Origin of the sequence: Pseudomonas sp. IT-P218 (assembly GCF_949767605.1) — a bacterium.
Classification (GTDB): Bacteria; Pseudomonadota; Gammaproteobacteria; order Pseudomonadales; family Pseudomonadaceae; genus Aquipseudomonas; species Aquipseudomonas putida_AE.
Genome location: NZ_CATKQQ010000011.1, coordinates 317,108 through 339,155, shown reverse-complemented (window position 1 = coordinate 339,155; position 22,048 = coordinate 317,108). Strand labels below are relative to the sequence as shown.

Sequence of the window (22,048 nt, the reverse complement as noted above, 5' to 3'; positions counted from 1 at the left end):
GTCTGGATGTCCGCCATCGCCAGCAAGCCGGCTCCTACAGGGTTATGTATCAATTTTGAATGCGGCTTTCACTTTTCAGGTAGAGCGACAACTCATGTTGCCGCTGACATCCAAGCAACAGCCAAAGCAGAACCCTGGCTTTACGCGGACATAGAAATCCCGCCATCGATGCACCCTTGCGCATCAGATCCATCTCTCCGCCGTGAAAACCATAACTGGCTTGTGCGGTAGAGCCGGAACCGGTGCGGGTCGCGACGATGACCGGGATTCTTTCGGCGATGTGCTCAATCACCGTCGCCCAGCTCTGCGAGACATGTCCGGCGCCGAAACCGGCGATCACCAGCCCGTCATAACCGAGCGCAAGGATGTTTTCCAGAATCAGCGTGTCAGCCGAGAGGGATGCCTCCAACATCGCAACCTTCTGCGTTGTCTGGTGCGGCAGGGGCAAAACCCTACGCTGAACCGGCGCGCGCAGGTAGTGAACGCGGTCTTCCATTATCAGGCCTGCAGGCCCCACGACCGGAGAGGTAAACGCCTGCAACGCCATCGAATCAGTTTTACGCACGCTGCTCGCTTGATGAATCTCCCCGTTCATCACCACCTGAACACCACGCTTTTGGCTGTTCCTGGCCAGGGCGACGTGGCATGCATCCAGCAGATTCGCCGGTCCCTCGGCCCCGGGCTGTGCTGCCGAGCGCATCGCACCGGTCAGCACCAGTGGTGCGTCGTGGGGCCAAAGGTAATCGAGAAACGTTGCCGTTTCTTCGAGTGTGTCGGTGCCTTGGGTCAACACGACACCCACGGCGCCTTGCTTGATTTGAAGTTGCGCCCACGACAATACAGTCAGTAAAAATCCGAAATCCAATGAAGCGCTGGGCAGCAGTCCAAGGGTTTCAACGGTCACCCGGGCAAACGTCGCCAAATGCGGTACGGACGCCAGTTGAGTCTCGCCGCTGACGGTCGGGATAACGCCTTCGCCGGCATTCCTGGCTTGCATGCTCACCGTGCCGCCGAGTGCCGCGATGGCGAGTTTGGGCAGTTCCATGTGATACCTCATGTGTTCGGGAAGAGAGGTGGCTGTACCCGGTTAAGGACGGGGTACAGCCCAAAGGTCGGTGGCATTTACCCCGCGATAAGGACGCCGATCAGCGGCACGATCAGCAACGTGCTGATGGCCATGGACAGGACATTGCCGATGTAGGCATGCATGTCGGCCGGCAAACGCTTGGCAATCGCACAGGCCAGAGGCGGTGCGATCAATGCCCCCAGCAATGCACTCGAACCGATCACCAGCCAACTGCCGCCATGGGTCAGAATCGCCGCGGGCACCACCGACACCAGAGGCACGTAAGTGGGGTACCAGCCGCGCAACATCCATTGCCGACGCCAGATCACCACCCCGATGGCCGAGGTCAGCGCTTGTGCAGCGATGATGTGCAGCAGCAGACCTGAACCGTACGCCGGGCTCATCGGGTTCATGCTGTAGGCGAGCAATACCCCGAGTAACAAGCCGAGGCTGGCCAGTTCATTGCCGAAGAATGGCGCTTCGGAAAAGTCTGCCAAGACCCGGCGCATGCTCCAGATCACCCCGTAGTCGGGCGCCTTGGTGACGGGCGCGGGAGGCTTGGAGGATCGTGTCGCGGATTGTTCGGACTTCATCAGGCTGGGCCGGTAGCGGCACAGCAGAAAGGCCACGACACTGGCGACCGCCATGCCCAGGACATTGCCGATCACCGCCGGCAATCCCAACGGGTTACACAGGTAATTGACGATCAGCAGGCACATGGGCGTGACGAGTAAGGCGCCCATGATCGCGCCGTTGATGGTGACCTTCCAGCCACCGCCAAACATCAGCACCATCGCCGCTGGCAGCGAAACGAACGCGGCAAATGTCGGTTGCCAGCTGGTGGCGGTCACCGTCCAACCCCACAGCACGTTACTCAGCAGCAGCCCGAGCAGCGAACTGGTGATCAGCCACGGCCATAGCCCGGTGCCATAAGAAATGCTGAAGCCTTGCCAGGATCTCCCCGTTCGATTCGCCCAGTAGGCCAGATAGGCGCCCGCCAACAGTCCGATCGATGCGAACTCGTGTTTGTAGAATGCCACCTCGCTGATGTCGCCGAGCAGCCAACGTAACCAGGCACTCGGCTGGGGAAGACTCGACACCATGTCGCTGTAACTCGGCCAATGGGCAGACCAGAACGAACGATTGGTGAGTGAAAGCCAGATAATCAGCAGTATCGCGCCGATCATCAGCAGGATGACCGCCACATCGAATGGCGATCTGTGGGCAAACCGGTTTTTATCGGTTGTGGTTTCCATCAGTCAGGTCCCCCTTATCAACGTGGGAGACATGGGTGCTGGGTGTAGCCGAGCATTTGATCGTAGAGATCGGCTCGACGATCACGGTGCAGATCGTTCAGGTTGTTCCAGATGAGGGCGCTGCGGGAGCTGGTCAGGTCGATATCGGCAAACAGGATTTCCTGCTGGTCTGCCGATGCTACGGCGCCAATCGGCCAGCCATTGGTCCCGGCAATCAGCGAGCAGCCGAGGTAGCGGGCACCTCGCTCCTCACCAATCCGGCTGGCAGCGGCAATAAACACATTGTTGACGTGTGCCGCCGTCATCGTCAGGTACGACGCCATGCACTTGCCGGCTTCATCGAACAGCGGCGGAGGGGTCCAGACCCAGTTATTGACGCTGCAAATGATGTCGGCGCCTTGCTGACTCAGGATGCGCGGTACCTCCGGGAACCAGATGTCCCAACAAATCAACATCCCGATGCGGCCAATGGGCGTATCAAAAACCGGAAAACCAAGATCGCCCGGTGTGAACCAGAGTTTCTCCAGATTCCACAAATGGGCTTTTCGATATTTGCCGATGAAACCGTCAGGGCCAACGAGTATTGAGGTGTTGAAGAGCCGCATGCCGTCGCGCTCGGCCAGGCCGGCCACGATGTAGACGCTGTGTTTGGAAGCAAAGTCGATCCAGAGTTGCGCGCTTGGCCCGCCGGGTATCAACTGCGCATGTTCAAAGGCATCCTGCCGATTGCTGAAGAAATAACCGGTGCTGCATAGCTCAGGCAGCACGATGAGGTTCGCACCACCGGTGACCGCCTCCAGCGCCAGTTCCAGGCTACGACACAGATTTGCATCGCAATTTTCGATGCCGACTTGTGGATCGAATTGCACGACTGCTACACGCACAGGGCTTGTTGGCTCGCTCATTTCGGGTGACCTATTTTTATTGTTTTTCACGCTGTTTCAGTGCGTGTTTATGAGAGTCGAAATGCCAGTGGGTGTAAGTCAGATACTTCCTTGAGTGCTGTAGTCTTTGTCCGAAGATGTATGTTCGAAAAAGTAAAAAGGGCCTGCATTTGCAGACCCTTTTTGTGGGACGTAATGGTAGCGACTGGAGAAACGCAATTCCTGTAGGAGCCGGCTTGCTGGCGATCGCGGTTCGTCAGGCGACATCTGTGTCGACTGTACGTCCGCGATCGTCGGAACTCCGCCCGCAGCAAGCCGGCTCCTACAGGGTGCGCACCTCGTTATTTTTGGTGCGTGCCCTGTTCAGCTCAAAGCAGATGCTGAGAAATCAGTTTGGAAATTGCCACCATCGACGTCCTGCCGGTGAATTCGAATTTCACTCTCCCCAACGATGAAAAATAAATCTCCAGCTCAGAATCCAGATCAAACGTCCCCGACGTTTCCACCGAATACGCCACGATGTTTTTGTACGGCAACGAGGTGAAGTCTTTTTTGCTGCCGGTGATGCCCTGCACGTTCACCGCGATGATGCGTTTGTTGGTGAAGACCACGCCGTCGCGCATGGATTTGTACGAGTCGATGACCTGTTCCCCGTTGAGCAAAAGGTCGGCTACACGCTCGGCGTATTCGTCGTTCTGCTTGAGCTTGAAGAATCCCTTGTTGTTGAAATCAATCATTTCCCGCTCCTGTCTGGGGCTCGAGTTGCTTGCGGTATTTGTCGTTGATGGCGTACGCCGGGGATTGCGCGGTCAGCAGGATAACCAGCGCTGGCAGGATGATTCTGTTCATGTTTACCCTCTTCTTCGCGAATGCCTGCATATAGCATGAATGACTCACTTTAGCCTGCGCACGCATTTGAGTCTGTCAGTACACAAGGGCAGCAGCGCCCACCTGCGTTATCATCGCTGCCCTGTTTCCCAAGAGCCCTGCCCCCGGATGTCCGATACTCTGCCATTGCCTGAAGACCCTCAATCGCTGCCACCCGTGCTGGCGGGCCCGCTGTTGCGGCGCCTGGAACCGACGCGGCTGGTGCTGTGGCTGGTGGGTTCGCGGGCGCTGGAGTTGACGCTGCGCTTGCAGGGCGTGGGCGATATTCGCCTCGATGCCGGGCAATGCACGGTCGTTGCCGTGGGTACCCATGCGTTTGTGCACCTGATCGATGTGGCGCTGGACGCCGCCCTGCCCTGCGATGAGGTGATCGAGTACGACCTGTTGATCGATGACGGCACGGGCATCGCCACCTGGGCGCCGCATCTGTTGTATGGCGATGCGGCTGCGCCGAACTTCGTCCTGCATGCGCGCATCGAGCAGTTGCTGCACGGTTCCTGCCGCAAACCCCATCACCCGGCGCCCGACGGCCTGCTGTGCGTCGATCAGCTGTTGGCGCAAGAGCACCTGGCCAGCGAGCGTCCGGCGCTGCTGATGATGAGCGGCGACCAGGTCTACGCCGACGATGTCGCCGGGCCGACCCTGCGGGCGATCCATGCCTTGATCGAACGGCTGGGGCTTTTCGGTGAGCATCTGGCTGGCGCCATCGTCAGCGACAGCGCCGAGCTGTACGGGCACGCCGCCTGTTATTACCACCGGGCGGATCTGCTGCCGGCGCTGCAAAGCAACGAAACCCTGCGCGAGCGGTTTTTCGGGGGTGCGCGCAAGCCGATTTTCACCAGCAGCAGTGCCGACAATCACCTGGTGACCTTCGCCGAAGTCATGGCCATGTACCTGCTGGTCTGGTCGCCGACGCCCTGGACCCTGATCGCGCCCAAACCGCCGAAGTTGATCAAGGAACGACGCGAGCGTTATGCCCTGGAACAGACGCGCATCGACGCGTTCAAGGCTGGCCTGGACAAGGTCGCGCGAGCGCTGGCACACGTGCCGACGCTGATGATTTTCGATGATCACGACATCACCGACGACTGGAATCTTTCCGCGCAATGGGAGGAAACGGCCTACGGCCATCCGTTTTCCCGGCGCATCATCGGCAATGCACTGCTGGCCTACATGCTGTGCCAGGGCTGGGGCAACAACCCGGATGCGTTCGTTGATGTGCTGGAAAAAACCCGTTCACTCAGCGCCACCGGCGATGACCATTACCTGGACAGCGATGTCCAGGACGCGCTGATCGATGAGCTGCTGCGCTTCCAGCACTGGCACTACGTGCTGCCCACCACGCCGGCCATGGTGGTGCTCGATACCCGCACGCGGCGCTGGCGCAGCGAGATGAACCTCAAGCAACCGTCGGGCCTGCTGGACTGGGAAGCCCTCAGCGAACTGCAGCAGGAACTGCTCGATCACCCTTCGGCGATCATCGTGTCGCCGGCGCCGATCTTCGGCGTCAAGCTGATCGAAACCGTGCAACGGGTGTTCAGCTGGCTGGGTTATCCACTGCTGGTAGACGCCGAGAACTGGATGGCCCATCGCGGCGCGGCCCAGGTGATCCTGAACATTTTCCGCCACTCGCGCACGCCGGGTAACTACGTGGTGCTGTCCGGCGATGTGCATTATTCCTTCGTCTACGAAGTGCTGATCCGCCACCGCAAGGCCGGCCCACGCATCTGGCAGATCACCAGCAGCGGCATCAAGAACGAGTTCCCGCCGGCCCTGCTGGAGTGGTTCGACCGTCTCAATCGCTGGCTGTATTCCCCGCGTTCGCCGCTGAACTGGCTGACCAAGCGTCGGCGCATGCGCATCGTGCCTCACGTTCCGGAGCATGCTGAAGCAGGTGAGCGCCTGTGGAATTCGGCGGGGATCGGCCAGGTGTACTTCAATGAACAAGGGCAGCCACGGGATATATTCCAGCACAACGCCAATGGCTCGCCGAAGACGCGGATGGTGGCGCCCGAGGGTGATATCTGAGGGACTGGAACAAAAAACCACAGTTTGATCGGTGTCACTCATGGATTTAACCCGAACCCTGATCATCGGTAACTCCGGCTCCGGCAAGAGCTGGCTGGCGCAGCGGCTGGCTGAGCGATTGCAGGTGCCCTGGATCGATCTCGACCACCTTCACTGGCTGTCCGACGAACACAGCATCGCCCGCCCCCGCGCCGAAGCCTTGGCCATGGCGCGAATCGCGGCCGAGCAGGAGCGCTGGGTAATCGAAGGCGTGTATGGCTGGATCGCCAGCGAACTCCTGCCCCGCACGACTGCGCTGATCTGGTTGAGCATTGCCGACGAGGTATGCGTCGCCAATATTCGTCAGCGTGAAGTCAATGACGATGAACGTCTGATCGCGTTGCTGGAGTGGGCGGGCAGTTATCGTCAGCGTGACGGTTCCAGCGGATACACGGCCCATCAGCGGCTATTCGACGGGTTTACCGGTTGCAGAATTCAATTGATGGACCGGACTGAAATCGCAGATTTCGCCTTTATCAGATAAGGACTACAGCGTTCTCGGAAACGTCCCGAGGAGCTTTCGGCGATACTCGGAAGACACGTTGATGCGCTCATTGCGCAATGACCATTCGGAGATATCGCCTTGTCGACCTGTACTCATTTCTGTACAGTCCTTGCATCGAGCGAGGATTTCACCATGCACACCATCAATTACACCACCGCACGCGCGCACTTGGCCGAGACCATGGATCGCGTCAATGAAGACCGCACCCCGCTGCTGGTCACGCGCCAGAAAGGCGAGCCGGTGGTGATGATGTCGCTAGCCGAATACAACGCCCTCGAAGAGACCGCCTACCTGCTCCGCTCCCCCGCCAATGCCGAACGCTTGATCAAATCGATCGGCAACCTGCGCGCCGGGAAAACCAAGTCACGGCAACTCATTGAAGAATGAACATCGAGTTCACTCCTGAAGCTTGGGATGACTACCTGTGGTTTCAGCAAAACGACAAGGCGGGACTCAAGCGCATCAACCTGCTGATCAAAGCCATCCAGCGTGAACCTTTCGAGGGCCTCGGAAAACCGGAACCGCTCAAACACAATTTAAGCGGCTTCTGGTCGCGCCGGATCACGGCTGAACATCGCTTGGTCTACACCATCGAAGACGGTGAGTTACGCGTTGTGATGTGCAGATACCACTACTGAACTCACCCCCCTGACAATCATCTCCACCTCCCGCTCATCAATCGTCAAAGGCGGCAACAAGCGAATGGTCTGCCCCCGCGTCACGTTGATCAGCAACGCATGATCCCGGGCGGCGATCAGGCTCAGGTCGCGGATCGGTTGCTTGAGTTCGATGCCGATCATCAGGCCCTGGCCGCGGATCGCCAGGACGTTTGGATTGTCGGCCAACTCCATGCGCAACCTGGCCAACAGGCGTTCGCCCTGGCGCCGGGCGTTTTCCAGCAGGCCTTGTTCCTCGATGATGTCCAGCACCGTACAACCGACCCGACAGGCCAGCGGGTTGCCGCCGAACGTGCTGCCGTGGCTGCCGGGGGTGAAGAGTTCCGCGGCTTTGCCACGGGCCAGGCAGGCGCCGATGGGCACGCCGTTGCCCAGGCCTTTGGCCAGGGTCATGACGTCCGGGACGATGCCTTCGTGCTGGAACGCGAACCACTGCCCGGTACGGCCGATGCCGGTCTGGATTTCGTCGAGCATCAACAACCAGGCGCGCTGGTTGCACAGTTCGCGCACGGCTTTCAGGTAACCGGGTGGCGCCAGTTGCACGCCGCCTTCGCCCTGGATCGGCTCCATCAGGATCGCCACGATGCGCGAGCCGTGTTCCTGCTGCACCTTGTCCAGCGCCGTGAGGTCGCCGAAGGGCACCTTGACGAAATCCCCCGGCAACTTGTTGAAGCCCAGGCGCACCGCCGGGCCATCGCTGGCGGACAGGGTGCCGAGGGTGCGGCCATGGAAAGCGTTGTGCATGACCACCACCAAGGGTTGCTCGATGCCTTTGCTCCAGCCATGCAGCCGGGCGATTTTCAATGCCGTTTCGTTGGCCTCGGCACCGGAGTTGTTGAAGAACGCCCGGTCCATGCCGGCCAGCCCGGTCAGCTTGCGCGCCAGCTGTTGCTGCCAGTCGATGCTGTAGAGGTTGGAGGTATGCAGCAACAGGCCGGCCTGTTCGCTGATGGCCGCGACGATTTTCGGGTGCGAGTGGCCGACGTTGGTCACCGCCACCCCGGCCACCGCGTCCAGGTACTCACGACCGGCCTGGTCCCACAGGCGCGTGCCCAGGCCCTTGTTGAAACTCAGGGCCAAGGGTTGGTAAGTGCTCATCAGGCAGGCGGCGGTCATGGCATCAGGCTCCATCAAGGGTCGGTGTTTTTGCAGTATGGTTAGCCACCTGAACTGGATAAATACTGCAATACTTCAATCATTTTAAAGTCGAGCTTGATAATGGACCTGTTCCAGGCAATGACCGTCTACGTCAAGGTGGTGGAATCCGGCAGCATGACCGGCGCGGCTGCGCAGTGCAAAATGTCCACCACCATGGTCGGCAATCACCTCAAGGCCCTCGAGCAGCGCCTCGGTGTGCGCTTGCTCAACCGCACGACCCGGCGCCAGCGGCTGACCGAATTCGGCACCGCGTATTACCAGCGCTGCCTCGAAGTGTTGGGGCTGGTGGCAGACTCTGAACGCCTGGCCGAGCAAGCGGTCGATGAGCCCAGTGGCACCCTGCGCATCTCGGCGCCCCTGACCTTCGGCACGGAAAAACTGGCGCCGGCCCTGAGCGAATTTGCCCTGCTCTACCCGCGGGTAAAACTCGACGTGATGCTCACCAACCGTCGCCCGGACATGCTCGAACACGGTCTGGACGTGGCCTTTCGCCTGGGAGCCCTGGAGGCGACCACCCTGATTGCCCGCCCGCTCATCAACTACACCCTGACCATGTGCGCCTCCCCGGCGTACGTGGCCCGGCGCGGCGCGCCGCTGAAACCGGAAGACCTGCGCCACCACGACTGCCTGTCGTTCGCTTATCCGGCCGGGGATGACTGGCACTCGGTGGAAAAGGAATGGCGCCTGGCCGGCCCCGAAGGTGAAGTCTCGGTGGCGGTCAGCGGCCCGATGCTGATCAACAGCTCGGCCGGGCTGCATCAGGCCGCGCGCACCGGCATGGGCATCGTGATGTTGCCCGATGTCCTGGTCGAGCGGGACATCCAGGACGGCAAGCTGCTGGGCTTGATGCCCGGCTTCACCCCGCCGAGCCGGCCGATGAACCTGATGTATGCCCAGGACCGCTACCGCCTGCCGAAATTGCGACGCTTCGTCGACTTCGCCCTGCAGATGTGGGGCAAGCACTAGCAGGTCCACCGGGCCTTGAACTACTCTCCCTGACTAGGCAGGACATTTGCTATCAGGCAGGCGTCAGGGGGAGCAGCGATGGGAGAGGCATCGAGTATCGAGCCCTTGAAGTTCAATGTCTCTGACATGAACGAAGGCATGCTGCACACCATCATGGAGTTGGTCAGCGACGGCATCTGGGACTGGAATGCCAACACCGGCTTCGTCTACCGCAACAGCCGCTGGTACGAAATGCTCGGCTACACGCCACACTCCCTGGACAACAACGCATTGACCTGGGAAAACATCATCCACCCCGATGATTTCCCGCAGGTAATGGCCCTGTTCGATGACTACCTGAAACAGCACACGCCGGTGTATCAGGCCGAGTACCGCTGCCGCGCCCACGACGGCAGTTATATCTGGATCGAAGACCGCGGCCACGTCCTGGCCCGCAATGCCGACGGTTCGGTGGCGCGGATGGTCGGCGCCCACCGCAGCATCGAAGACAGGAAACGCCTGCTCGAAGCGCTCGAACGGCGCAATCAGTCCCTTGAAGCCATCGTCGAAGAACGCACCCGTGAGCTGTCCAGGGTCAATCAGCAACTGCAGGTACAACTCGAAGAAAACCGCAAGCTGGCGCAAACCGATGCCCTGACGTCGATCGCCAATCGCTATCGCCTGGAACAGACCCTGCCCCAGGAATGTGAGCGGGCCCAGCGCTTTCGACAGCCGCTGTCGCTGATCGCCATGGACATCGACGACTTCAAGACCATCAACGATCACTACGGCCATGCCCTGGGCGACGCCGCCTTGGTGCAGGTGGTCGAACGTGTGCAGCGCTTTGTGCGTGACGGTGACCTGCTGGCCCGTTGGGGCGGCGACGAATTCATCGTGATCTTGCCCGACACCCCGCTGGCCGAAGCCATAACCCTGGCCGAAAAAATCCGCGAGGGCCTGGCGGACTTGCCCGCCGTAGGCGACTTTCGGGTGACCATGAGTTTCGGCGTGGTCCAGCGCTTCGACGAAGAACAAAAGACCGGCCTGATGGCCAGGGCCGATCAGGCACTGTATCGGTCGAAAATCGCCGGCAAGAATGTGATCAGCGGATAACCGCCGTCACATCCCCGCCTTCACCAGCACCGGTTTGTCCTGATAACGCTCCGGGTACAGCTGCTTGAGCTGCGCCACTTTCGGCAAGTCGTTGATCACGATGTAGGGATAGGTCGGGTGCTCGGTCAGGAAGTCCTGGTGTTCTTCTTCCGCCGGGTAAAAACCGTTGAAGCTTTCCAGCTTGGTCACGATCGGCTTGTCGAACGCACGCGCGGCGTCGAGCTGTGCGATGTAGGCCTGGGCGACCCGTTGCTGTTCGCCGCTCTTGGTAAAAATTGCCGAGCGATACTGGGTGCCGGTGTCCGGCCCCTGGCGGTTGAGTTCGGTGGGGTTGTGCGCCACGGAAAAGTAGATCTGCAGCAAGGTGCCGTAGCTGACCTGGCTCGGGTCGAAGGTCACTTCCACCGATTCCGCATGCCCGGTATCGCCACCGCTGACGCGGTCGTACTGGGCGGTATTGGCTGCACCACCGGCGTAACCGGACACGGCATTTTTCACGCCTTTGACATGCTGGAACACCCCTTGGACGCCCCAGAAGCAGCCCCCGGCGAATACCGCGGTTTCGCTGCGGGCCTGGGTGGTTTCGTCGATGGCCGGTGGCGGCAGCAGCACCCCTTCTTCAGCCCCACCGAGGGAAAACGCCGAGCATTGGCCGATGATGCCGACAGCGGCCAGCCCCAACAGGGTACGGCGCCAGGTGAACAGACTTTTCATGTCACAGACTCCAGAAGGATGCAGATAAATTCAGACGGTGCCGGGCTCGAACTTCAGCGCCAGACCGTTCATGCAGTAGCGCAGGCCGGTGGGTTTCGGCCCGTCGTCGAAGACATGGCCCAGATGCCCGCCGCAACGCCGGCAGTGCACCTCTTCGCGCAGCACCCCGTAGGAACGGTCCTGGCGGGTGGCCACGGCCTTGTCCAGCGGCGCCCAAAAGCTTGGCCAGCCGGTGTGGCTGTCGAACTTGGTCGCCGAGGAGAACAGCGGCAACTGGCAACCGGCACAGGCGAACGTGCCGTCGCGGTGCTCGTTGTTCAGTGGGCTGCTGTAGGCGCGTTCGGTGCCTTCTTCGCGGAGAATTTCATACCGTTCGTCGCTGAGGATGGCGTGCCATTCGCTGTCGCTGTGGGTCACTTCGAAGGCCTCGGCGGCGCTGGCATCGCTGATCAAGGCCGTGCCTGTGGAAAACTTCGGCAACAGGCCGATTGCCAGGGCTGCCACCCCCAGCCCGCCGCTCGTTAGCAGAAATTGCCGTCGTGAAAACATGCTCGTCTCCAGAAATCCAGGGGTGTTTCATGGAACACAGCCTAGGCTTTGGGTGATCGCCAAATCCTCACGGGAAGTTAAACAATTCGTGATAACTCGGGCGCCGAAAAAACCGCACAATGGGCCCTTGACGGACTTCACTGACTTGACTGATTTAACTGTAGGAGCTGCCGCAGGCTGCGATCTTTTGATCTTGATCTTTAAAAACAAGATCAAAAGATCGCAGCCTGCGGCAGCTCCTACAGTGAGTGGCATTACGCACCCTGCGCAGAAGGATTGAGCTGGATGGAACAGACCAAACGCATCCTCGTGGTCGAGGATGACCTGCATATCGCCGACCTCATCTGCCTGCACCTGCGGGACGAGCAGTTCGAGGTGGTGCACAGCGCCGATGGCACTGAAGGCATGCGCCTGCTGCAACAGGGCAACTGGGATGCGCTGATCCTCGACCTGATGCTGCCCGGTGTCGACGGCCTGGAAATCTGCCGGCGCGCCCGCGCCATGGCCCGCTATACGCCGATCATCATCACCAGTGCGCGTTCCAGCGAAGTGCACCGGATTCTCGGCCTGGAACTGGGTGCCGACGACTACCTGGCCAAGCCGTTTTCCATGCTCGAACTGGTGGCCCGGGTCAAGGCGTTGCTGCGTCGGGTGGAGGCCATGGCACGCAACCTGAAGATGGACGCCGGCAGCCTGCTCATCGACGGCCTGGCCATCGACCCGATCACCCGCGAAGTGGCCCTCGACGGCCGGCGCCTGGACCTCACGCCCCGGGAGTTCGACCTGCTGTACTTTTTCGCCCGCCAGCCGGGCAAGGTATTTTCGCGCATGGACCTGCTCAATGCCGTGTGGGGCTACAGCCACGAAGGCTATGAGCACACCGTCAACACCCACATCAATCGCCTGCGCGCCAAGATCGAGGCCGACCCGGCGCAACCGGTACGCATCCTCACGGTCTGGGGTCGCGGTTACAAATTCGCCACCGGTGAGGAGCCGCAGCCATGAGGCTGACCCTGACGCAGCGCCTGTCCCTGGTGTTCGCCGTGCTGCTGCTGGTGTGCTGCGGCACCTCGGCGTGGCTGCAGGTGCGTTCCAACCAGATGCATGAACAGGAAGTGGTGCAAGGCTTGTCCCGGGACCTGGCGCAGCACATCGCCAGTGACACGGTGCTGATGGACACCCAGGGCCTGATGCCCAATGCCGTGCGCGATCTGTTCAGCAAGCTGATGCAGGTCAACCCCAGCGTCGAGGTTTACCTGCTGGACACCGAGGGCAAGATCGTCGGCAGCGCCGCGCCCGAAGGCCGGATCCGCCGTGAGCGCGTCGACCTGGCGCCGATCCAGCGCCTGCTGCGGGGCGATGCCTTGCCGATTGCCGGCGATGATCCGCGCAGTGTCGATGGGTGCAAGGTGTTCAGCGCCGCGCCGTTGAAGGTCGACGGCAAGCCGGTCGGTTATCTCTACGTGGTGCTGTTGGGTGAAGACCACGATCGCCTGGCCGAGCGCGGCGCCACCAGTGCGGCACTGAATACTGCCCTGCTGTCCATCGGCCTGGTCGCGCTGCTGTGCCTGATTGCCGGCCTCACTGCGTTTGCGTTGATCACCCGACCCTTGCGCCGTCTCACCGACACCGTCAGCCAGTTCGACATCGACGGCGTCCCGGTCTCGCCGGCCCTGCCCGTCACTGTGGACAAAACCGCCAGCCATGACGAGATCGCCATACTCGACGCCACGTTCCGGCAGATGCAGGCGCGCCTGGGCGAACAATGGCGCTCCCTGACCCGCCAGGACCAGGAGCGCCGCGAACTGGTGGCGAACATCTCCCACGACCTGCGCACGCCGCTGGCGTCGCTGCATGGCTACCTGGAAACCCTGTCGCTCAAGGACGCCACACTGTCACCCGACGACCGTCGTCGCTATCTCGGCATCGCCCTGGATCAAAGTCGCAAGGTTGGCGGTCTGGCGCAGTCGCTGCTTGAGCTGGTGCGGCTGGAGCATGGCTTCGTGCAGCCGGTGCTGGAGCGGTTTTCCCTGACCGACCTGGCCCAGGACATCTTCCAGAAATTCGAATTGACCGCCGAGGCGCGCCAGGTCGAATTGAAGGCCACGTTCGCCCCCAACGTGTCTGCGGCCTGTGCGGACCTGGGATTGATCGAGCGGGTGTTGACCAACCTGTTCGACAACGCCTTGCGCCATACGCCGCCAGGGGGCGAGATTGAACTGGGGTTGCGTCCGCAGGGGGCGTTCATTGAAGTGACGGTCAGCGATACCGGGCCGGGTATTGCTCCGGAGTTGCGCGAAGGGCTGTTTTTGCGGCCGTTCAATATCGGTGGGGCACGGCGTGATGGTGGGTTGGGGTTGCGGATTGTGCATCGCATCCTGCAATTGCATGGGCTTGAGATTCAGTTGATCGACAGGCCGGGGCGTGGGGCGACGTTTCGGTTTTCATTGCCGATGGATGAACAGACCGCGTCGGCACTGGCGGTGCGATCGATGAACCTGAATACACCGGGGCAGGCCTGACAGACCGTGGTGACTGCATCGCCAGCAGGCTGGCTCCCACAGTGTTTTGGGTCGGCCACAGATTTAGCGTACACCCAATTCCCCTGTAGGAGCCGGCTTGCCGGCGAAGGCGCCCGAAAGACAGGGGCAATGTTCAAGGACGCCTTCGCTGGCAAGCCAGCTCCTACAGGGTGTGTGTGTCGTGATTTTGTCCGTTGGCCTGTTGGGCCGTGACAACGCCGCCCCGGTCCAATAGATTAGGCGGCCTGAAAAGCCCTCGGGCTTTCTCGCCCCTATTCAAGTTCAAAGAAGTAGTGAAATTTCAATGTCAGATTCCAACACCGCTGAATCCGTAGTCACCCTGTCGTCCAAAGCGGAATACGAAAACTCCATCAATCTTTCACAGCACGTATCCCAGGCCAAGACCATCAGCGAGATGGTCCTGGACGCGTTTCAATCCACCCGCGAAAGCGAGCAGATCCGCGAGCTGCGCGCCGCGATCCGCCAGGCCCACGACAGCTTCGACGACGACAAGGCCTACGAATTGATGGGTCAGCTCAAGCAGCTCAAGGACGACGAGGCCGCCGACATCGCCGCCCTCGAAGACCTGAGCAGCAAGTTCCCGATCAGCCGCATCCTGTCCAGCTTCAAGGACGATCCGGCGTTCCAGGAAATCGTCTACGGCCTGGCCCTCAAGGTGCTGAACCAGACCCACCAGGCCATCAGCAACCCGAGCGGCGGCAAGAGCAAGGCCGCCAAGGCGAAAAAAGAAGTCGAAGTGTTCACCATCAGCAAGGACGGCATCAGCGTCACCTTGCCGCTGCGCACCCCGCGCTCGCGCCTGAGCGTCGACCGTGAAGCCCTGGAATTCCTCGGTTTCACCTTCGTCGGCGAAGGCGACGAGGCCGAGCTGCAAAGCGAGACGTTCCTGGACAACCAGGGCGCCGAACAAGCGGTCAACCGCAAGAACATCATCACCGCCCTGCAACAGCAGACCGCCTTCGACGGCTACAGCATCGCCGCCCAGTAACACCCGCCAGCGCTTCACCAGAGCCCCGCCACCGTGCGGGGCTTTTTATTGCCCGCGATTCCAGCGAAACCGCGTTTAGTGTTCCAGTATCAAGGCCAGAAAAACACTTCCCTTCACCCATCTGCACCACGGGTCCGCCTGCAGGGAGCGTCAACTCACTTTCCAGCCCAGACCTCAGTGGTGCGACTGCTGAGGTCATCATGAACACGCTTCCCTTGTACCGTCAGTTGGCCAACCACTACCTGGACGCGATCCGCAGCGGCACCCTGAAAACCGGCGAGCGCCTGCCGTCGATTCGCCTGATGATGGAAAAACACGCCGTCAGCCTGTCCACCGCCGTGCAGGTCTGCCGCGAGCTCGAGGACTATGGCGTACTGGAAGCCCGACCGCGCTCGGGCAATTACATCCGCCAGCCCGACACGCCGGGCAAAGCCGTCGCGATCAGCCTGCCGCCGCCACTGGATACGGGCGTCTATGTCGGCATCCACGAGCAAGTGTCAGCGGTGCTCAAGGCCAGCCAGCGCGCGACGGTCAAGGTCAACTTCGCCAGTGCCTACTGCGCTCCGCCGCTCTATCCGCTGAAGGTCTTGCAGGACAACATGATCAAGGCCTTGCGCCAGGACCCGCATCTGCTCGATACCAGCAGTTCGACCAGCGGCCACAGTGACCTGCGCAACGTCCTGGCCCGGCGGATGCTGACCGCCAAGACTCACCTGAGCGCCGAACGCATCGTGATCACCCACGGCGCCACCGAGGCGATCAACCTGGCCTTGCGCGCCGTAACCCGCCCCGGCGATACCGTGGCCGTGGAGTCGCCGACCTTCTACGGCCTGTTGCAGATTCTCGAAAGCCTCAACCTGCGGGTGCTGGAAGTCCCGGCCTCGACCCCTGCGGGGATTCACCTGCCGGCCCTGGAACAGCTGCTACAAGGGCCGGAACCCATCAAGGCGCTGATCGTCATGCCCAACCTGCACAATCCACTGGGCAGCATCATGCCCGACGCTCACAAGGCGCGGCTGGTGAAACTCTGTGCCGAGCACGATACGGTGCTGATCGAGGACGATACCTACGGCGACCTGGTGGACACCGAGCAACCGCTGTCCACCCTCAAGCACTGGGACCGCACCGACAGCGTGATCTATTGCGCTTCGCTTAACAAAACCCTGGCCCCGGGCCTGCGCCTGGGCTGGATCAGCGCCGGCAAATGGCACGACCGCGTGGAAATGCTCAAGCACACCCAGACCCGTGGCTGCGAGAAGTTGTCGCAGCTGGCGGTCAGTGCGTTCATGGCCACGCCTTCCTATGAACGCTACCTGCGGCGCCTGCGCAAAACCCTGACCCAGCAGCGCCAGCAGATGAGCGCGGCGATCTTGCGCTACTTTCCCGAGGGCACACGGGTGACCAATCCCCGGGGCGGGACGTTGCTGTGGGTAGAGCTGCCGGCGCAGTATTCGTCCATGATGCTTTTTCATGACGCGTTGAACGTCGGTATACAGATTTCACCTGGGGATATCTTTTCCAACACCCGGCGTTTCCATCACTTTATGCGCATAGGTTGCGGAGCGCCGTATTCGCCAAGGATTGATGAGGCGCTGCAAACCCTGGCCCGCCTCCTCAAAAACCAGGCTTAACACGCCCCCTGTAGGAGCTGGCTTGCCAGCGAAAGCGTCAGCACATCCAGCATTGATGTGCCTGACACACCGCCTTCGCTGGCAAGCCAGCTCCTACAGGTTTGCGGTGTGTCAGCACATCCAGCATTGATGTGCCTGACACACCGCCTTCGCTGGCAAGCCAGCTCCTACAGGGGGGTCGGGTTACAGGGGATTTTGGTGTAGGCAGATGATATGCGGGTCATCATTCCAATGCGGGAAGCGCTCGGCGATCAGCGGGTCGTGGCCGGGGATGACGTGGTCTTCGCTGTCGGCCAGGCGATTGATCTCGCTGAACGCCTCCAGGCTTTGCGCCAGGTCATCGATGATTGGAAACGGGCTGCGCTCGCGAATATTGACCCACAGGTGCGCCGCGTCCGAAGCCAGCACGATCCAGCCGCGCTCGGTGTTTACCCGCACCACCTGGCTGCCCGGCGTGTGTCCGCCCACCGCGTGCAGCGTCACGCCCGGCAGCACCTCGACCGTGCCGTTGTGCAAACGCATGCGCCCCTCGAACAGCGGCGGCAGCGCCGACATCACGTCCTCCACCTCGTAGGTCTTGTTCACGGTGTGATGGGCCATCTTCGGCCCGGTGCAGAAGCGCAGTTCCGCTTCCTGCAGATGCACCGTGGCCTTGGGAAACAACCCCAGGTTGCCGGCATGATCCCAGTGCAGGTGCGTGAGGATCAGGTGCTCGACCTGCGCCGGATCGATGTCCAGTTGCCGCAGGGAATCCTCCGGCAGGCGATACATCTGACGGTTGCGGCGGTCCGCCGTGGCCGGTTGAAAACAGGTGTCGACCACAATCACCTGATGCTCGTTGCGAATCACCCAGAAGTAGTAATCCAGGGGCATCGGCGCATTGGGGTCGCCGCAGCAGGCATCGTAGAGAAAGTTCTCCCGGGCGGTGCGCTGCGCGTTGGCGCCGACCCGGATGGCGAACACTTCGTACAGGGGAACGGACATGATCACCTCCGGGTTCAGGCGGCTGCGGTGGCTTTGAGGGTCGGACGGAAATCGAAATCGATCTGCTCGCTGATGCCCAGGTCCTGCGCCAGCTTATGCAGGCCACTGTAGTCGCGCATGATCGTGGCGTTTTTGTTGCTCTCGCGAGTGTCGGCGATGATCGACCTGGCATCCGTGACCCCAAGCTGCGTGAGGATCGCCTCCCACATCGAGTAGTCCTGGGCGATGAATGCACTCAGCGCCACCGAAAGGTGACGGGCGAAAAACTCCCGCTGTTCGGGCTGCATGTTGGCGTACATCACCTTGGCGACTTCGGCCAGCACCTTGCTGTGGGCGTATTCGTCGCGGTTGTGCAGTTCGGCCACGCGGCGGTTCTGCGGCTGGATGGTCTGGTCGTCCGCCAGCAGGTCGAGGTAGGCATTGACGCTGATCTCGGCCACCACCGCGAAGGTGATCGCCGCCAGGTCGCGCTGCCATTGTTCGGGCAGTTCCTCACGCAGGGCCTTGAGGCGCAGGTAGGTCACCGAGGGCGGCAAATCCAGGTCCTGGTCGAGGGCGCGATCGAGCTTGGTCCGCTCGATGGCGCGCAGGTGCATGAGCGTGTGGTAGTGCTCGTCGATCAGGGTCTGCTGCATCGCCTCGCGAAAATGCCAGTCGTCCTTGCCCAGGTACTGCTGGGCGATGACGCTCAGCGCCGGGTTCACCACGTGCTCCTCGGCGGTGACGGTGCGCAGGTTGTAGCCGATCCAGCCCCAGGTCATCACCTTGCTCTTGAGCTCGTCGCTCAAGGCCTGGAATGTCGGGTGATGGAAAAACGGCACCATGCACTCCGGGTAATCCGGGCGTGCCGGGTCGAACACTTCGTTGACCTGGCCCCTGTCCGGCGCACAGACCCCGGCGCGTTTGGTCCAGGCCTGATTGAGCCGCACGATCAGTTGGTGATCGACCTGGGCAATCTCGATTGCTGTTTGCATGACGCAATACCTGTAGAACGCGTACCCGTCAGGGGTACGCGGAAAAAAGAAGGGCGACGGAAAAATCAGGCCAGCCAGTAGCGGGTCAGGTTGCGCGCCGGGTCAGTGTATCGACTGCGGGCATGGATCATCCGCCAGTTGTCCCAAATCAGCAGGCACCCGTCGGGAATCAGCACCGGGATGTTGTGCTCGACAAAGTACGCTTCGCCCAGCGCGGCAAATCTTGCCAGCGGCGCCGTGCTGTTGGCCACCTGCGATTGCTGCAACGCCTCCTTCGACGGATTCACATCGCCGTAGTGAAACTGGTTGTAGCTGAAGCGAAAGATGTCGCCGTCCTCGGTGGGGGTCAGGATGTATTCCCTGACACGGGTTTGCGCCGGTTCGCCGGGCTTGGCGGTGGCGACGAATTCCACCGGCGTGTCATCGAGCCACTCGCGCAGTTCCGGCTCGGTTTGCTCGAGCGACTTGAGGAATTCGTAGCCGTCCACTAGCCCCGTATGCCCGCCACCGCAAGTCGCCTGTGTATGGCAATGCAGCGCCAGGTAACGTGGCGGCGGGCCGTACACCGGCGCTTCGGTGTGCGGGCCGATGCCGTTCATGCTCTGGGAGTACGGCAAGTCCTCGTAGCCCGGCTTGCGGGTGATGGCGAACGCCACCTGGCCATTGAACTGCGGAATGATCGGGCCGAACTCATGCAGTGTTCCCGTAACGTCGTGGGCGAATTCCCCTGGGGTGAGCACCGTCCAGCCACGACTCGACAATTCTTCATGGCGATGGCCCAGTGAAACATAAGGTGTGCACGCAACAATCCCTTGGTCTGACATGGTGAGTTTCCTGGCGGTTTATCAGGCGTTGACGGTTGAGGTGTAAGCGGCAATCAATGCACTGCAGGCGTTGCCCGGTCGGTAGCGCTGTTCATCGATGCTCTGTACCGGGGTGATTTCGGCGGCGGTGCCGGTGAGAAAACACTCGTCGAAGTCGCCCAGTTCCGTGGGCAGGATCGTGCGTTCGATGACCTGGTAATCCAGGGCCCGAGCCAGCTCGATGACGGTCTGGCGGGTAATGCCGTCGAGGAAGCAATCCGGCACTGGCGTATGCAAGGTCCGCCCTTTGGCGAAGAACACATTGGCGCTGGTGGCTTCGGCGACGTGGCCGCGCCAGTCGAGCATCAAGGCATCGTGATAGCCGTGGTTTTCGGCGTCATGCTTGCTCAAGGTGGCGATCTGGTAATGCCCCGACGCCTTGGCTTCGAAGGGGCTGCTGCTGGGCGGTGGACGGCGCCACGCGGCGGTCTTCAGGCGGATGCCGGCCATGCGCGCCGCCGGGTCGAAATAGCTCGGCCATTGCCAGCAGGCGATCGCCACATGCACACGATTGAAACGCGCCGACGTGGAAATCATCTCGCTGCCGCGCCAGGCCACCGGGCGCAGATAGCCGTCGCCCACCTGGTTGCGTTGCAGCAATTGATGGCTGGCCGCTTCCAGCTCGGCGGGTTCGAAGGGAATGGCAAAATCCATCAGCTGCGCCGAGCGATACAGCCGCTCAGTGTGTTCGCGCAGCTTGAAGACCTTGCCGTTGTACACGCGCTCGCCCTCATACACCGTGCTTGCGTAATGCAGGCCGTGGCTGAGCACATGCAGGCGCGCCTGGGACCACTCGACGAACTCGCCATCGAGCCAGATCCATCCTTCGCGCTGATCAAACGGGATACCGCTCATGTCCTTGTCTCCCCAGTAATTAAGCGTCGGCTTACGCCGTTTGCAGCAGGACCGGTATCAACTGCGGCGCAGGCGCCAGCAACAACTCGGCCTCGGTCTGAAAGAAAAAAGCCCGTTCGCCGAAAGCCGGGCGCAGCTCGTCGAACCAGGTCGCCTGCGGATCGAAGCGCGCATAGAAGGTGCGCAGTACCCACAACGGATCCCGGGCCTGGAGGAACTGCAACACGAAGACCTTTTCCCCGGCGACGGTCTCGATGCCGTTGATCAGGACCTTGCCGTAGAAGGTGCTCATCGACGGCCCGCGCACCGTACGTGCCAGCCCCGACACTGTGCGATAGGCCGCCTGGAAGATCTCGAACGCCCGTGCCAGCGGCATCGCGAAGTAGTGGCTGGGGCCGGTGTCGCGCTCGACGAACATGTAATAGGGCACCGCCCCGAGCCGTACGCCTTCGGTCCAGAGATGGGCCCAATCGGCGGGATTTTCGTTGATATGGCGGATCACCGGTGCCTGCATGCGCAGGGTCGCCCCCGTGGAACGAATGCACTCGATGGCCTGCCGGGCGATGGCCGGGCGGATCTCCACCGGGTGGTTGTAGTGGCCCATGATCGAGAGGTTTTTCCCCGCCGCGACGATCCGCCGAAACAGCGCCAGCAACTCGGGCGCATCCTTGTCGCTGACGAACCGCTGCGGCCAGTACGCCACCGACTTGGTGCCGATGCGGATGTTCTGGATGTGCGGCAGATCCAGCAGCGGTTCGATGTACCCTGCCAGCGAGCGGGTGTTCATGATCATCGGGTCGCCCCCGGTAATCAGCACATCCGTGACGTCTGTGTGTACCTTGAGGTAACTGACCAGCTCCTGGGATTCCCGTGCGTTGAACTTGAGCTCTTCCTCACCGATGAACTGCGCCCAGCGAAAACAGAAGGTGCAGTAGGCGTGACAGGTCTGGCCGGCACCGGGGAAAAACAGCACGGTCTCGCGGTACTTGTGCTGGATGCCCGGCAGGACTTTGCCCTCGAGAGTCACGCCATTGTGCGTCAGTTGCCCGGCCGGATGGGGGTTCATGCGCAGCCAGATCGCCTCGATCCGCCGCTTGATCGCGGCGGCGTCATCCTGTTCGATCAGTTGCTTGAGCGAGGCATATTCCTCCGCCAGCAACATGTCCTTGTGGGGAAAGGTCATGCGGAAAATCGGATCGTCCGGGATGTTGTTCCAGTCGATCAGCGTGCCCAGCACGTATTCATTGGTGCGAAACGGCATGACCCGGGCCACGACCGTCATGGCTTCCTGCAACGCAGGCGTCAGCTTGTGCCAATAGGGTGTGTCGCGAATGGTGCGGGCGTTATAGGGTTTGTAGCGTTCGTGCTCCGACAGTCCTTGCATGGCA

22 protein-coding genes are annotated in these 22,048 nt (G+C 61.3%); 10 read left to right on the top strand and 12 right to left on the bottom strand.

Going from position 1 to position 22,048, the window contains the following annotated elements; translation table 11 throughout:
* Positions 1–49: 49 nt before the first annotated feature.
* The 4 genes from ACM6I6_RS08180 to ACM6I6_RS08165 all read right to left on the bottom strand — a co-directional run bounded on the left by ACM6I6_RS08180 (position 50) and on the right by ACM6I6_RS08165 (position 3,943).
* On the bottom strand, positions 50–1,045 hold the full coding sequence (locus tag ACM6I6_RS08180; RefSeq protein ID WP_414919718.1) for an asparaginase: 996 nt from the start codon (positions 1,043–1,045) through the stop codon (positions 50–52).
* Between the two features lie 77 nt (positions 1,046–1,122).
* Complete coding sequence (locus ACM6I6_RS08175; RefSeq protein WP_414919717.1) at positions 1,123–2,322, bottom strand: hypothetical protein; 1,200 nt, start codon at positions 2,320–2,322, stop codon at positions 1,123–1,125.
* A gap of 17 nt (positions 2,323–2,339) precedes the next feature.
* Complete coding sequence (locus ACM6I6_RS08170) at positions 2,340–3,227, bottom strand: nitrilase family protein (RefSeq protein WP_323626801.1); 888 nt, start codon at positions 3,225–3,227, stop codon at positions 2,340–2,342.
* A gap of 347 nt (positions 3,228–3,574) precedes the next feature.
* A complete protein-coding gene (locus ACM6I6_RS08165) occupies positions 3,575–3,943 on the bottom strand; it encodes a PH domain-containing protein (RefSeq protein WP_406591664.1) in 369 nt (122 codons plus the stop codon).
* 259 nt (positions 3,944–4,202) lie between these two features.
* Between ACM6I6_RS08165 and ACM6I6_RS08160 the strand changes: the two genes are divergently transcribed.
* From ACM6I6_RS08160 to ACM6I6_RS08145, 4 genes are all read left to right on the top strand, one after another.
* Positions 4,203–6,122 (top strand): alkaline phosphatase D family protein, encoded by a 1,920-nt coding sequence (locus ACM6I6_RS08160; RefSeq protein ID WP_414919716.1) that lies wholly within the window; start codon positions 4,203–4,205, stop codon positions 6,120–6,122.
* A 40-nt stretch (positions 6,123–6,162) separates the two neighbouring features.
* Positions 6,163–6,645 carry an adenylate kinase gene (locus tag ACM6I6_RS08155; RefSeq protein WP_414919715.1) on the top strand — a complete coding sequence of 161 codons (483 nt, stop codon included), beginning with the start codon at positions 6,163–6,165 and terminating at the stop codon, positions 6,643–6,645.
* Positions 6,646–6,798: 153 nt separating this feature from the next.
* Positions 6,799–7,053 carry a type II toxin-antitoxin system Phd/YefM family antitoxin gene (locus tag ACM6I6_RS08150; protein WP_020795569.1) on the top strand — a complete coding sequence of 85 codons (255 nt, stop codon included), beginning with the start codon at positions 6,799–6,801 and terminating at the stop codon, positions 7,051–7,053.
* Positions 7,050–7,304, top strand: coding sequence for a Txe/YoeB family addiction module toxin (locus tag ACM6I6_RS08145; RefSeq protein WP_274073890.1), 255 nt, complete (start codon positions 7,050–7,052; stop codon positions 7,302–7,304). Before ACM6I6_RS08150 ends, ACM6I6_RS08145 begins: the two co-directional genes overlap by 4 nt.
* Here ACM6I6_RS08145 and ACM6I6_RS08140 read toward each other — a convergent pair.
* Complete coding sequence (locus ACM6I6_RS08140; protein ID WP_406592081.1) at positions 7,272–8,459, bottom strand: aspartate aminotransferase family protein; 1,188 nt, start codon at positions 8,457–8,459, stop codon at positions 7,272–7,274. The genes ACM6I6_RS08145 and ACM6I6_RS08140 overlap by 33 nt on opposite strands.
* Positions 8,460–8,561: 102 nt before the next feature.
* On the opposite strand from ACM6I6_RS08140, the gene ACM6I6_RS08135 reads away from it, so the two are divergent.
* Together ACM6I6_RS08135 and ACM6I6_RS08130 are read left to right on the top strand one after the other, a co-directional pair.
* Positions 8,562–9,467 (top strand): LysR family transcriptional regulator, encoded by a 906-nt coding sequence (locus ACM6I6_RS08135; protein WP_323626808.1) that lies wholly within the window; start codon positions 8,562–8,564, stop codon positions 9,465–9,467.
* 78 nt (positions 9,468–9,545) lie between these two features.
* Entirely contained in the window at positions 9,546–10,559 is a 1,014-nt protein-coding gene (locus ACM6I6_RS08130; protein ID WP_414919714.1) for a diguanylate cyclase domain-containing protein, read from the top strand.
* Between the two features lie 6 nt (positions 10,560–10,565).
* On the opposite strand, the gene msrA is transcribed toward ACM6I6_RS08130, so the two are convergent.
* The gene (gene msrA / locus ACM6I6_RS08125) at positions 10,566–11,273 is read right to left on the bottom strand and encodes a peptide-methionine (S)-S-oxide reductase MsrA (RefSeq protein ID WP_414919713.1); all 708 of its coding nucleotides are present in this window, start codon (positions 11,271–11,273) and stop codon (positions 10,566–10,568) included.
* A 30-nt stretch (positions 11,274–11,303) separates the two neighbouring features.
* Positions 11,304–11,822: a peptide-methionine (R)-S-oxide reductase MsrB gene (gene msrB, locus ACM6I6_RS08120; RefSeq protein ID WP_414919712.1), complete on the bottom strand. Its 519-nt coding sequence runs from the start codon at positions 11,820–11,822 to the stop codon at positions 11,304–11,306.
* Positions 11,823–12,107: 285 nt separating this feature from the next.
* On the opposite strand from msrB, the gene ACM6I6_RS08115 reads away from it, so the two are divergent.
* The 4 genes from ACM6I6_RS08115 to ACM6I6_RS08100 all read left to right on the top strand — a co-directional run bounded on the left by ACM6I6_RS08115 (position 12,108) and on the right by ACM6I6_RS08100 (position 16,984).
* The gene (locus ACM6I6_RS08115) at positions 12,108–12,827 is read left to right on the top strand and encodes a response regulator transcription factor (RefSeq protein ID WP_274073896.1); all 720 of its coding nucleotides are present in this window, start codon (positions 12,108–12,110) and stop codon (positions 12,825–12,827) included.
* A complete protein-coding gene (locus tag ACM6I6_RS08110) occupies positions 12,824–14,344 on the top strand; it encodes a sensor histidine kinase (RefSeq protein WP_414919711.1) in 1,521 nt (506 codons plus the stop codon). The genes ACM6I6_RS08115 and ACM6I6_RS08110 overlap by 4 nt, the downstream gene beginning before the upstream one ends.
* Before the next feature lie 304 nt (positions 14,345–14,648).
* Positions 14,649–15,353, top strand: a complete 705-nt coding sequence (locus ACM6I6_RS08105; RefSeq protein ID WP_323605653.1) for a hypothetical protein — start codon at positions 14,649–14,651, stop codon at positions 15,351–15,353.
* 200 nt (positions 15,354–15,553) lie between these two features.
* Positions 15,554–16,984 carry a PLP-dependent aminotransferase family protein gene (locus tag ACM6I6_RS08100; RefSeq protein ID WP_406592076.1) on the top strand — a complete coding sequence of 477 codons (1,431 nt, stop codon included), beginning with the start codon at positions 15,554–15,556 and terminating at the stop codon, positions 16,982–16,984.
* Between the two features lie 183 nt (positions 16,985–17,167).
* On the opposite strand, the gene ACM6I6_RS08095 is transcribed toward ACM6I6_RS08100, so the two are convergent.
* The 5 genes from ACM6I6_RS08095 to ACM6I6_RS08075 all read right to left on the bottom strand — a co-directional run bounded on the left by ACM6I6_RS08095 (position 17,168) and on the right by ACM6I6_RS08075 (position 22,044).
* Positions 17,168–17,968: an N-acyl homoserine lactonase family protein gene (locus tag ACM6I6_RS08095; RefSeq protein WP_414919710.1), complete on the bottom strand. Its 801-nt coding sequence runs from the start codon at positions 17,966–17,968 to the stop codon at positions 17,168–17,170.
* Positions 17,969–17,982: 14 nt separating this feature from the next.
* Entirely contained in the window at positions 17,983–18,942 is a 960-nt protein-coding gene (locus ACM6I6_RS08090) for a diiron oxygenase (protein WP_414919709.1), read from the bottom strand.
* A 65-nt stretch (positions 18,943–19,007) separates the two neighbouring features.
* On the bottom strand, positions 19,008–19,766 hold the full coding sequence (locus ACM6I6_RS08085) for a TauD/TfdA family dioxygenase (protein WP_274073902.1): 759 nt from the start codon (positions 19,764–19,766) through the stop codon (positions 19,008–19,010).
* A gap of 21 nt (positions 19,767–19,787) precedes the next feature.
* Positions 19,788–20,660 (bottom strand): branched-chain amino acid aminotransferase, encoded by an 873-nt coding sequence (locus ACM6I6_RS08080; protein WP_408599806.1) that lies wholly within the window; start codon positions 20,658–20,660, stop codon positions 19,788–19,790.
* Positions 20,661–20,691: 31 nt separating this feature from the next.
* Positions 20,692–22,044 carry a KamA family radical SAM protein gene (locus ACM6I6_RS08075; RefSeq protein ID WP_414919708.1) on the bottom strand — a complete coding sequence of 451 codons (1,353 nt, stop codon included), beginning with the start codon at positions 22,042–22,044 and terminating at the stop codon, positions 20,692–20,694.
* Between the last annotated feature and the right edge of the window lie 4 nt (positions 22,045–22,048).

Coding starts and splice junctions, on each gene's coding strand:
- ACM6I6_RS08165 (WP_406591664.1), bottom strand. CDS start 3,943: ATGATTGATTTCAACAACAAGGGATTCTTCAAGCTCAAGCAGAACGAC.
- msrB (WP_414919712.1), bottom strand. CDS start 11,822: ATGTTTTCACGACGGCAATTTCTGCTAACGAGCGGCGGGCTGGGGGTG.
- ACM6I6_RS08100 (WP_406592076.1), top strand. CDS start 15,554: ATGAACACGCTTCCCTTGTACCGTCAGTTGGCCAACCACTACCTGGAC.
- ACM6I6_RS08095 (WP_414919710.1), bottom strand. CDS start 17,968: ATGTCCGTTCCCCTGTACGAAGTGTTCGCCATCCGGGTCGGCGCCAAC.
- ACM6I6_RS08180 (WP_414919718.1), bottom strand. CDS start 1,045: ATGGAACTGCCCAAACTCGCCATCGCGGCACTCGGCGGCACGGTGAGC.
- ACM6I6_RS08075 (WP_414919708.1), bottom strand. CDS start 22,044: ATGCAAGGACTGTCGGAGCACGAACGCTACAAACCCTATAACGCCCGC.
- ACM6I6_RS08140 (WP_406592081.1), bottom strand. CDS start 8,459: ATGACCGCCGCCTGCCTGATGAGCACTTACCAACCCTTGGCCCTGAGT.
- ACM6I6_RS08145 (WP_274073890.1), top strand. CDS start 7,050: ATGAACATCGAGTTCACTCCTGAAGCTTGGGATGACTACCTGTGGTTT.
- ACM6I6_RS08135 (WP_323626808.1), top strand. CDS start 8,562: ATGGACCTGTTCCAGGCAATGACCGTCTACGTCAAGGTGGTGGAATCC.
- ACM6I6_RS08155 (WP_414919715.1), top strand. CDS start 6,163: ATGGATTTAACCCGAACCCTGATCATCGGTAACTCCGGCTCCGGCAAG.
- ACM6I6_RS08090 (WP_414919709.1), bottom strand. CDS start 18,942: ATGCAAACAGCAATCGAGATTGCCCAGGTCGATCACCAACTGATCGTG.
- ACM6I6_RS08130 (WP_414919714.1), top strand. CDS start 9,546: ATGGGAGAGGCATCGAGTATCGAGCCCTTGAAGTTCAATGTCTCTGAC.
- ACM6I6_RS08160 (WP_414919716.1), top strand. CDS start 4,203: ATGTCCGATACTCTGCCATTGCCTGAAGACCCTCAATCGCTGCCACCC.
- msrA (WP_414919713.1), bottom strand. CDS start 11,273: ATGAAAAGTCTGTTCACCTGGCGCCGTACCCTGTTGGGGCTGGCCGCT.
- ACM6I6_RS08170 (WP_323626801.1), bottom strand. CDS start 3,227: ATGAGCGAGCCAACAAGCCCTGTGCGTGTAGCAGTCGTGCAATTCGAT.
- ACM6I6_RS08080 (WP_408599806.1), bottom strand. CDS start 20,660: ATGAGCGGTATCCCGTTTGATCAGCGCGAAGGATGGATCTGGCTCGAT.
- ACM6I6_RS08115 (WP_274073896.1), top strand. CDS start 12,108: ATGGAACAGACCAAACGCATCCTCGTGGTCGAGGATGACCTGCATATC.
- ACM6I6_RS08150 (WP_020795569.1), top strand. CDS start 6,799: ATGCACACCATCAATTACACCACCGCACGCGCGCACTTGGCCGAGACC.
- ACM6I6_RS08110 (WP_414919711.1), top strand. CDS start 12,824: ATGAGGCTGACCCTGACGCAGCGCCTGTCCCTGGTGTTCGCCGTGCTG.
- ACM6I6_RS08175 (WP_414919717.1), bottom strand. CDS start 2,322: ATGGAAACCACAACCGATAAAAACCGGTTTGCCCACAGATCGCCATTC.
- ACM6I6_RS08105 (WP_323605653.1), top strand. CDS start 14,649: ATGTCAGATTCCAACACCGCTGAATCCGTAGTCACCCTGTCGTCCAAA.
- ACM6I6_RS08085 (WP_274073902.1), bottom strand. CDS start 19,766: ATGTCAGACCAAGGGATTGTTGCGTGCACACCTTATGTTTCACTGGGC.